General features: G+C 46.8%; 9 protein-coding genes. 5 read left to right on the forward strand and 4 right to left on the reverse strand.

The window, feature by feature from the left end; all coding sequences use genetic code 11:
* Positions 1–183: 183 nt before the first annotated feature.
* Positions 184–1,455: an anti-phage deoxyguanosine triphosphatase gene (locus LDL40_RS12555; RefSeq protein WP_300995721.1), complete on the reverse strand. Its 1,272-nt coding sequence runs from the start codon at positions 1,453–1,455 to the stop codon at positions 184–186.
* 170 nt (positions 1,456–1,625) lie between these two features.
* Here LDL40_RS12555 and LDL40_RS18795 point away from each other — a divergent pair, with 170 nt between their 5' ends.
* The 5 genes from LDL40_RS18795 (at position 1,626) to LDL40_RS12580 (ending at position 6,444) form a co-directional block, all read left to right on the forward strand.
* Positions 1,626–1,988, forward strand: coding sequence for a YebG family protein (locus tag LDL40_RS18795; protein WP_367304321.1), 363 nt, complete (start codon positions 1,626–1,628; stop codon positions 1,986–1,988).
* 358 nt (positions 1,989–2,346) lie between these two features.
* The gene (locus LDL40_RS12565) at positions 2,347–2,496 is read left to right on the forward strand and encodes a hypothetical protein (protein WP_300995722.1); all 150 of its coding nucleotides are present in this window, start codon (positions 2,347–2,349) and stop codon (positions 2,494–2,496) included.
* Between the two features lie 517 nt (positions 2,497–3,013).
* Positions 3,014–5,212 carry a catalase/peroxidase HPI gene (gene katG, locus LDL40_RS12570; RefSeq protein ID WP_300995723.1) on the forward strand — a complete coding sequence of 733 codons (2,199 nt, stop codon included), beginning with the start codon at positions 3,014–3,016 and terminating at the stop codon, positions 5,210–5,212.
* Positions 5,213–5,429: 217 nt separating this feature from the next.
* On the forward strand, positions 5,430–5,876 hold the full coding sequence (locus tag LDL40_RS12575; RefSeq protein ID WP_300995724.1) for a hypothetical protein: 447 nt from the start codon (positions 5,430–5,432) through the stop codon (positions 5,874–5,876).
* 1 nt (position 5,877) lies between these two features.
* Entirely contained in the window at positions 5,878–6,444 is a 567-nt protein-coding gene (locus tag LDL40_RS12580) for a DUF4256 domain-containing protein (protein ID WP_300995725.1), read from the forward strand.
* 183 nt (positions 6,445–6,627) lie between these two features.
* Here the strand turns inward: LDL40_RS12580 and LDL40_RS12585 are convergent, their stop codons facing one another.
* Genes LDL40_RS12585 through LDL40_RS12595 form a run of 3 tightly spaced genes read right to left on the reverse strand, consistent with a single transcriptional unit; the run spans position 6,628 to position 9,751 of the window.
* On the reverse strand, positions 6,628–7,425 hold the full coding sequence (locus tag LDL40_RS12585) for a gluconate 2-dehydrogenase subunit 3 family protein (protein WP_300995726.1): 798 nt from the start codon (positions 7,423–7,425) through the stop codon (positions 6,628–6,630).
* Positions 7,425–9,104: a GMC family oxidoreductase gene (locus LDL40_RS12590; protein WP_300995727.1), complete on the reverse strand. Its 1,680-nt coding sequence runs from the start codon at positions 9,102–9,104 to the stop codon at positions 7,425–7,427. The genes LDL40_RS12585 and LDL40_RS12590 overlap by 1 nt, the downstream gene beginning before the upstream one ends.
* Positions 9,104–9,751, reverse strand: coding sequence for a DUF1080 domain-containing protein (locus LDL40_RS12595; protein ID WP_300995728.1), 648 nt, complete (start codon positions 9,749–9,751; stop codon positions 9,104–9,106). Before LDL40_RS12595 ends, LDL40_RS12590 begins: the two co-directional genes overlap by 1 nt.
* Positions 9,752–10,000 lie beyond the last annotated feature (249 nt).

The following is a 10,000-nucleotide window of genomic DNA, read 5'->3' on the forward strand; positions in this document are numbered from 1 at the left end:
AACCATTTTGGACCACCGCTGGCGCCTAAAACTAAACTGATATCCTGCTGACGTAAGCCATGTTGCTGCAGATGTGCAAAGGCAGTGGCTCCCGCCAGTACTCTTAGTGTCGATACTGTCACCCGAATTGTTTCCTCACATCTAACTTTAAGCACTGCGGCTACAAAACTTTAACCATAAAACTTATAAAGAAGCGGCAAATAGTTGCTGATGCATACGCAGCGCGTACTCATCTGTCATACCTGCCACATAATCACAAATAACACGCATCTTGTTCTGTTCGCTGTCCGCCAGTTGCCAGCGGTTTTTGCTGTTGGCTGGCAATAAACGCTCAGCCTCTGAACTAAAGGCGTCAAATAAAGAGCGGACAATTTGCTGACCTTTGTATTCACCCCTTTGTACCTGCGGCGATAAAATCACCGCCTCATAGACAAAGTGTTTTAACAACTGCAATAACTGTTGCTGTGGCTCTGGCAGACGGGCATTGTAACGAATTAGCGGATCCTGAGTGTCGGGCAGCGACTGATACATCTCGATACTGGTGATCAGCAAATTCACCAGCGCACCTATAGCATCTTTACGAATATGATGTTCGGGTATAAATAATTTCTGACTGATATGTTTTAACGCGCTGGCAATATCCGTCGGCAGTTTGGCCATTTCAGGTTCAGCCAGGCGACGCCAGTGTTCGATACTGACAGTGCCTGTAACTATCGCATCTTCCAAATCATGCACGCCGTAGGCTATATCATCGGCAAGTTCCATAATGGAGGCGTCCAGCGATTTATGCAGCGACTTTAAAAATGGAGCTTTGTTTAATTTTTCAGTGCGCTGAAAAGCGTTGCGGTCCGACTCCGATAAAGGACTTAAGATCCAGTCGAGTAAATCGCTGTCTGCGGCATAAATGGCTTTGCAGGGTTTGACTGTCAGTCCTTGCTCTACCTGCTCAACCACAGGTTGTACTATTGGATATTTTAATAATCCTAATAAAGTACGGCGGCTTAAATTCATACCACCGCTGGCGGTGTAAGGTTCCAGTTTGCCGACAATACGCAAGGTTTGGCCATTGCCTTCAAAGCCGCCAAAAGGCTGCATACAAGCATTTAGTGCTTTTTCACCGCCATGACCAAAAGGCGGATGGCCTAAGTCATGCGCCAGACACAAAGCTTCCATCAGGCTGTCTTGCGCTAACAAGGCCCGAAGCGCCGGATCCTCTTGCTGGTAACTTAATTGCGCTACCAAAGCCGTGCCTATTTGAGCGGCCTCTAAAGAATGAGTCAGGCGAGTGCGGTAGAAGTCATTCTGGCCTATCCCCATGATCTGAGTTTTAGCCTGCAGCCGACGAAAGGCCGCAGAGTGCAGAATTCTGGCTCTGTCTCTTTGCCATGGGGTGCGGTGATCATTTGGTCTCTGACTGTTTTCGGCAAGACGGCGTTCAGCCCACAGATGCTGCATACAAAATCCTTCTGACACTAGCCTGAAATTCTTAAGCCCATGAAGGGTTTACTCATGACTTTATGCTACGGCAAAAGCGGAAAAGAGGCGATGCGTATTTTTAGAAAAACAGCTGGACAAAAATACAGTGCATACTGTATAAATAATCAGTATCAAACGTAGGAGGATTTATGGCTGTTATTATTAAATACATAGTTGAACGTGCTGGAGTAGAAAAAATGACATTTAGTTCAAAGCCTGAAGCAGACGCCTATGACAGGATGCTGGATATTGCTGATGAACTCTTCGTCATGCTCGGGCAAAGTGAATTACTCCCGGATGAGCGACAACGTGAAGATTTAGCCTTGTATTTAGCTCAGCAAAAGGACTTGGTGATCCAAACATTAAATCAAAAAACCAAGGGCAACAAAGCTCCGCTGGCAGAGAAAGAGCAGGCAAAAGACAAGGCAAAAGATCAGGGGGCCTCAGGCTATGAAAAAGCAGCTCCGGCACTGACTGAAGTGGCTGATACTTCAGATGAACTGGCTGCTTAATTAAGCAGCAGAAATCAGAATGGTTGTATGGCTTGTACCTTTTGTTTTTATTAAAACAGCTAATTTATAGCCTGTATGTAAAAAGGCATAACTATAAAATAGTTAGGCCTTTTCTCTTAGATTAGAACTGGAATTTTTGCATAATTAACTGCTTTTCCAGCATTTATATTGCCTTTTGTTAGGGTGGTTGAATTTTGAATATGAAAACAAGCTGAATAAATTATGACTCTTCTTATTATTTTGCATTAGAAAAACTAATGCCAAGACTGCAAATTATCTCGTTGGTCGGTTGGTTAAATTTGCAGCATAATGTGCTCGTTTTCGGATGAACACTTTCCCAGACTTAACGAGGTTGGACATGAACAGTATCAATACCACAGTAGAAAAATCAAACCTGAGCACGACAGAGCGCAGCGTATCTTCTCTGCTGCTGGTGCGTCGAATCAATCAGTTCTTAGCTCAGATTGGCCGCGCTTTAAATTTGAGCGGTGCTGTTTACACCAAATAGTAGGGTCAACAGCAGTAATAAGCCTTGCTGAGCTTGTTACCACTGAGTTTTGTTGCTGATTTCTTGTTGTGAAAACGTAACCCCCTTTAACGCGCTTAGATTGCTGCTAAGCGCGTTTTTTTTATTTGTTTTGCCGTAAAAATTGTCACCTTACCCAGGTGACTCAGCGTTTGAGTCTTTGCCTTCATTGGTTTGTCATCCGTAACTCTTAGGCTACCTTTATAATATCCCTTCGATTTATTTTTGTTTTGTAGCATCTGAAATAGTGATTTAAGGTATTGAATTTTTTCATTAAGTACCTTCCTTTTATTGCTGTAGACTCGTGCTGAAGATAAGTATTTTGAATCTTGCAGTGTAACTGTGGTCTCTGATTACAGCGCATAGTCCGATCCAGGATGCTGAAGCTACACAACCTGATAATTAAACGATAACACGCGTGGATGTGCAGGTTCCGATTGCAGAGTTATCGCCTTTTCATAGGGTTTAACCCTTATAACAGCAACAATTGGAGTTACAGATGGAAAACAATACAAAGGGCAAATGCCCTGTAATGCACGGCGCTTTAACGAAGTCAGCTGCTGGTGGCACTTCAAATCGTGACTGGTGGCCAAATCAGCTGAATTTAAGCATCTTACATCAACACTCAACGTTATCCGATCCTATGGATCAACCCTTTAACTACGCCGAAGCTTTTAAAAAACTGGATTTGGCGGCAGTAAAACAAGATCTGTATGCACTGATGACCGACTCTCAGGACTGGTGGCCGGCAGATTATGGTCATTATGGTCCGTTATTTATTCGTATGGCCTGGCACAGTGCCGGTACTTACCGTACTTCTGATGGCCGCGGCGGCGCCTCATCAGGCTCTCAACGTTTTGCTCCACTGAACAGCTGGCCTGATAACGGTAATTTAGACAAAGCCCGCCGCTTACTCTGGCCAATCAAACAAAAGTACGGCAACCAGTTGTCTTGGGCTGATTTAATGATTCTGGCCGGTAACTGCGCTCTTGAATCTATGGGATTTAAAACCTTTGGCTATGCCGGCGGGCGCGAAGATATCTGGGCTCCGGAGGAAGATATTTATTGGGGCGTGGAAACTGAATGGTTAGGTGATAAACGTTATGCAGGTGACCGGGAATTAGAGAATCCACTGGCGGCAGTGCAGATGGGTCTGATCTATGTCAACCCGGAAGGTCCTAATGGTAATCCTGATCCCGTCGCTTCGGGCCGTGATATTCGTGAAACTTTTGCCCGTATGGCAATGAATGACGAAGAAACTGTAGCCCTGGTCGCAGGTGGTCATACTTTTGGTAAGTGCCATGGTGCTGGCGATGCCGCGTTAGTTGGCCCTGAACCTGAAGCTGCGCCACTGGAAGAGATGGGACTGGGTTGGAAAAACGCTTTTGGTACTGGCAAAGGTGTACATACGACGACCAGCGGTATTGAAGGCGCCTGGACTCCAACACCAACTCAATGGGATCACAGCTATTTCGATACCTTATTTGGCTATGACTGGAAGCTGGTGAAAAGCCCCGCAGGCGCTCACCAGTGGATCCCAACAGACGAATCAGCAGCCACTGCAGTACCTGATGCACATGATCCTGGCACTCGTCATGCCCCTATGATGACTACAGCGGATTTGGCGCTGAAAATGGACCCGATTTACGAACCTATTTCACGTCGCTTCCACCAGAATCCTCAGGAGTTTGCTGAGGTCTTTGCTCGTGCCTGGTTTAAATTGACTCACCGTGATATGGGGCCTCTAGCGCGTTATTTAGGACCTGAAGTACCGGCCGAAGAGTTAATTTGGCAAGATCCTGTGCCAGCAGTAAGCCATGAACTAATTAACACTCAGGACATTGCAGCTCTAAAAACTAAGGTACTGGCGTCAGGTTTAGCTATCTCAGAACTCGTGTCTGTGGCATGGGCTTCGGCTTCCACTTTCCGTGGCTCAGATAAACGCGGTGGCGCTAACGGTGGCCGTATTCGTCTGGCGCCGCAAAAAGATTGGGCTGTGAATCAACCTGCAATGCTCAGTAAAGTATTAACTGTATTGGAGCAAATTCAGGCCGCCTTTAACCAGCAGTCAGCAAACCGTAAGGTTTCTGTCGCCGATTTGATTGTTCTCGCTGGCGCTGCGGCTGTAGAGCAAGCGGCGAAAAATGCCGGTGTCAGTATTGAGGTGCCTTTTGCGCCTGGTCGCACTGATGCGACACAAGAGCAAACTGATGTGGAGTCTTTTGCCGTGTTGGAGCCTATAGCTGATGGTTTCCGTAACTATGTTAAAGGCCGCTATTCAGTGAAAGCTGAAGAATTATTACTGGATAAGGCTCAGTTATTAACCTTAACTGCACCACAAATGACAGCTCTGATCGGTGGCCTGCGAGTACTAAATACTAATGCGGATAAATCTGCACATGGCGTATTTACCAAACAAGCAGATAGCTTAAGCACAGACTTTTTTGTCAATCTGTTAGATATGAACACAGCCTGGACTCCGGTTTCAGCCGAAGCTGAGTTGTTTGAGGGAAGAGATCGCAAAACGGGCGCAGTGAAATGGACAGCGAGCAGGGTTGATCTGGTGTTTGGTTCAAACTCTCAGCTACGCGCTTTGGCTGAAGTTTATGCCCAGCATGATAACAAGCAAAAGTTTGTCCGTGACTTTGTTTCAGCCTGGAACAAAGTGATGAACGCTGACCGCTTTGACTTAAAATAGTAGTCAAGATGGTTCCTGTTGTTTAAGAAAAGCAGCTGTTATTTCACAGCTGCTTTTTTTCTTTTTACCTTTCATAGGCGGCAGTAGCGCTATTTTTAATAGCAGTTTGTTGCCAGTAAGGAAACGCTGGGTTAGTTTAGACACAGAGCGTCTGAATAAATGGTAAAGATAACGGTTTTGGATCGTGCGGCTTAAACAGGTTAAGAAGGAGGAGTAGATGAAAACTCGTATACGCAAATGGATGGTAGTGGTAGGGCTTGGCTTTTCTCTGAGTGCTCAGGCTGGAGTTTATTCGGATGATTTATCACGTTGTCTGGTCGAGTCTTCCACAGAGAAGGATAAGGCCTTACTGGTGAAATGGATGTTTACCTCTATGGCATTGCATCCAGACGTTGCATCTATGGCCAATGTAACACAAGCGCAGCGTGATGCAGCCAATAAAGATGCGGCCGACATGTTTGCCCGCTTGATGACTGTGACCTGTCTTGAGCAAAGTAAAAAAGCTATCCAATACGAGGGGGCGGCCGCAGTGGAGCAGGGTTTTAATGCCTTTGGTCAGGTGGCAGGTAAAGAACTGTTTGCTCATCCGAATGTCGCCCAAGCCCTGGCTGCGCTGCAAAACCATATCGATACAAAAAAACTTGAGATTGCGCTGGGTCTATAAGATGAAAAGCGTCACTTCTGTTTCGGATAGCTCTCACTATACAGAGCTTATTCAGCTGCTAAAAACACGCTTTGAAAAGCACAAACACCGCCATTTCGATCTGGATTGGAGCCTGGTTCAGCTAAGGCTTGAAGCTAGTCAGGAAAAACTTGCTTCTCTTTTGCAGATGGAAGCTACCGGCGGCGAACCTGATGTAGTTGCTTTTGATGAGCACAGTGGTGCCGTGACTTTTTTTGATTGCGCGGCCGAAAGTCCAATAGGCCGTCGTAGTTTGTGTTACGACAGGGCAGCATTGGATGCCCGAAAAGAGCATAAACCGGCCAACAGCGCGCTTGATATGGCGGCTGCTATGGGCATTCAACTGCTTAATGAAGATGACTATCGGTACCTACAGCAGTTTGGCCCGTTCGATTGCAAAACCTCTAGCTGGTTAGCGACACCTCAAGATATTCGCGCTTTGGATGGCGCCATTTTTGCGGACTTTCGTTATGGCCGGGTCTTTATCTACCACAATGGTGCACAATCCTATTATGCCGCCCGGGGCTTTCGTGGTTCAGTGCGGATTTAAGCTGGGTAGGATGTAACTATGCATTGGGATTGAAAAAAACGGGCTGTGTTGTTCAGGAGACTTGCTAGGGTAAAAGTCAATTATTGTAAGGGCGGAGTTGATCCCCGCCCATCTTAGTCACAATCAAAACCTCAAGCTGATATAGCTTAAGGTCATCTCTACATCAGGTCGCAATTGGCTTCGTCAGGCCTGAACCGGATAGGCGTATTCAGTTAAGCCTAAATCAGCCAGTACTTTATCCAAATGCGCATAAGCTTCTTTTGTTGGGCCAGGATAATCGCCACCAATAGGTACATTGCCGACATAGCCTATGTCTTTAATGCCTTCAGGGGTGCAGAAAAACGCGGCCAGCACTAAACCGCGAAAACGGCTAAAGGCGGTGGCGATGCGCTTAAACTGAGCTGGGGTTTCAGCTGTATCAAAAGCTATATCGTCCATAATGGCTTTTTGCTGGGTTTTCGTCAGCTGGACAAAAATTTTGCTAAAACGCATGTTAGCTTCATCATCAATCCAGGCCAAAGCAGACAAAATGACCACTCTGTCTTGCTGTTGTCGCTCATAAGGGGCGCTGACCCATTCATCAATTACTGCAGGGACATGCACTTCGGAGGCGCTTGGCACGCTGCCTTCACGTGGCACCAGAATATCCGACAGTACAGCCACTAACGTCAGTTGAGCTTGCGTTAAGGTCAAAGGCCATGGAGATTTTGGTGGCTGAATTAAATTAGGATCCTTGCCATAACCTGTTGCTGTAATAGGGGCTAATTTCAGATCCGGCCAGTGTTCAGTACTGGCTTTGGCTAAGCCTGCACCTGCGTCAGTGCTATGAACGGGCGCACTGTCACAGCCTGTTAAGGCCGCCGGTAAAAAGGCGCTGGCCGCTAATGCCATCATCAGCTTTAACGAATCGCGTCTCGTCATGCCGGATTTATAGTCTGACTCGAGTTGAGTTACAGTAATCTTGTGTTGCTCATTGGCCATTAGATTGCTCCTTGTTTTAACTGAGCTGAAAGCCAGGATGAATTACGCATGGCCAGCGTCATAATGGTCAGGGTACAGTTTTTGTGCGGGTTAGATGCAAAGACGCCACCATCCATCACAAAGAGGTTAGGGCAGTCCCAGCTTTGACCCCATTGGTTAGTGACAGAATCTTTTGGCGAAGCGCCCATACGGGTGGTCCCAACTTCATGGATAATCTCGCCACCTTTTAAAATAGCTTGCTCTGGCGTAGGCAATTCACCGACATCAGCACCCATTTCAGCCAAAATAGCTTTTGCTGTTTTCAGACCATGCGCTATTTGCTTCAGCTCATGCTCTGACCATTTCCAATGAAAACGTGCGACCGGAATACCCCATTTGTCTTTGACTTCAGGGTCTATATCCATAAAACAATGCTCGTTAGGCACCATTTCGCCACGCAAGGCAAAACCGACGTAAGCGCCGTAGTTGTGTTTGACCTGGCGTTTTAAATCTACGCCATAGCCCTGGAAATCGCCTTGCAGGCCAGCACCTGGCTCATTAAAACGAGCGCCAATTTCAAAGTGATAGCCACGAGGGAAGTCCAGCTCTTTACGTTCCTGCGCTTTGTGACCCCACCATGGAATAAACAAATGGTTGGCGGTGTGGCCATCTTCGTTATAAATAGGACGGCCTTTTAAAGCGGGCACCATAGCACCGATATTTGCGCCAGTGGAATCCATCAGGTTTTTACCCACCTGACCACTGGAGTTAGCCAGGCCATTCGGGAAACGAGTTGATTTTGAATTTAGCAGTATTCGGGCTGATTCACAGGCACTGGCGGCCAGGATCACAGCTTTGGCTTTGAGTTGGTGCACTGTTGAGGTTTTTTTGTCCACATAACTTACGCCTGTCACTTTGCCATGTTCGTCTGTGTCGACTGACTTCACCATAGCGTCTGTGATCACCTGCAAATTCCCCGTGGCTTTGGCCATAGGAATAAGGGAAGTGGTGGTTTGGAAAGCAGCACCAATAGAACAGCCATGGCCACAAGGCGTGGCATAAAAACAAGCCGCTCTGTTATCCAAAGGTCGGGTTAATACAGCGCGGTGCATAGGTGCTACAGGGATGCCCAATTTTTTGGCGGCTGCTGCTATTAAAAGCTCAGTGATACGTGGCTTTGGCGGCGGTTGCAAAACACCATCTGACGAAGGCGGCATATCATCCAGGCCGGTGTTGGTACCACAAACACCCACTAGCGCTTCGGTCTTATCGTACCAGGGGGCAAGATCTTCATAGTCAAACGGCCAGTCTGCACCTAAACCATCACGGCTTTTGCCTTTAAAATCGTGTTCGCTGAAACGTAATGAATAACGACCCCAGTGATTGGTGCGGCCACCTAACATACGGGCACGCCACCACAGGAACTCAGAGCCGTCCGCTGCCGTATAGGGCTCATTAGGAACGCTCCAGCCACCATCTACGGTCGCGTCGTAAAAACCGAAGTCTTTATCTTTATTGCCTGCCCCCATCAAAGGTGCTTCGCCGTTGCGTTTAAACATCGGGCTTTCTGTTTTTGGATCATAGTCACGGCCGGCTTCGAGCATCAGCACTTTATGCCCGGCTTTGGTCAGCTCATAGGCTGCCATTGAACCACCAGCGCCGGACCCAACCACCAGCACTTCAAAATCAAAATCTTTCATTAATTCAGCTCTTTTATTTTGATATTTTTGAACCAGACTCTATCGCCATGGTCCTGTAAACCTATATGACCTTCGCTTGCTTTAGCAAAACCTGGCCAGTCGGCAAACTTACTTTTTGCTATCAAGCGGTTCCATTCATCGCTGCCTATCGTCACTTTGGCTGTTTGCACTGCGTTTTGCCAAACCGTTAAAGCCGAGTTCTCCAGGCGGATTTTAGTCGTGTTCCATTCACCTGCTTTTTTGTGCGACTGCTCAGGGGAGGCGATCATGTCGTACAACGATCCTGAGAGGTGAGTAGCCAGTTTGTTATCCGGGTGACGTTCGTTATCCAGGATCTGAATTTCCGGCGCGTGTGAGTAAATATATTTACCTTTTTCATCGGCTAAAATAAGAATGCCGCTGTTGCCCACTTCAGCTATTTTCCAGTCGAGAGTCAGCTCAAAATTCTTGTAACTTTGTTTGCTGATCAAATCGCCGCCACCACCAGCCGTTAAGGCAATGACTCCTTCTTCTACAATCCACTTGGCATTTACTGCTGGCTCTTTAAAGGTGCGCCACTGTGAGAGATCTTTGCCATTAAACAGCAATTGCCAGCCGTTTGATTTTTCCTCAGCCGTGAGTTGATTGTCTGCAGCCAGAACCGGCATGCTAATCACCGAAAGCAGAGTAAATGCAGCTAAGGATTTGTTTTTTATTGATAAGATCAAGTCGTTACCCCCGTTATCTATTCAATGCTCTGTTGGCATTATTGTAAAAACTCATCAGCGCGCCCCGAAAAAAACAGCCTACTGATGACGTGCATGAAACTAATCAAAGCCTAACAGCGACTATTAAATGTTCTCTTCTGAGCTCATCAGGCGTTCGGCTATAGTGCAGTGTAATCGATTTCATTGCTA

The organism is Rheinheimera sp. (assembly GCF_020217005.1).
Classification (GTDB): Bacteria; Pseudomonadota; Gammaproteobacteria; order Enterobacterales; family Alteromonadaceae; genus Pararheinheimera.